Below are 251 nucleotides of genomic sequence, written 5' to 3'. Positions count from 1 at the left end.
CCGTGGCCCGCGACTGCGGTTGCACGGTCGGATACCTCCCCGGCCTGGCCATGCGACAAGCAGCCGATTTCTACCCTGGACGATCAAAAACTGACCGCCGGGATGCATTCATCATCGCCGACACCGCCCGCACCATGCCGCACACACTGCGGACAGTCGACCGCGACGACGAGACACTAGCAGCGCTGAAGACGCTCGCCGGATTCCACGACGACATCACCAAAGACGCCACCCGAACGAAAAACCGCCTT

At 62.9% G+C, this 251-nt stretch carries 1 protein-coding gene; it reads left to right on the top strand.

Annotation, left to right across the window (positions count from 1 at the left end; translation table 11 throughout):
* On the top strand, positions 1–251 hold a 251-nt coding region (locus tag HMPREF3130_RS11495; RefSeq protein ID WP_246815114.1), incomplete at both ends, for an IS110 family transposase.

The sequence above is a fragment of the Corynebacterium sp. HMSC14B06 genome (assembly GCF_001807075.1).
Classification (GTDB): domain Bacteria; phylum Actinomycetota; class Actinomycetes; order Mycobacteriales; family Mycobacteriaceae; genus Corynebacterium; species Corynebacterium jeikeium_D.
This window is presented reverse-complemented; position numbering and strand designations above follow the sequence as displayed.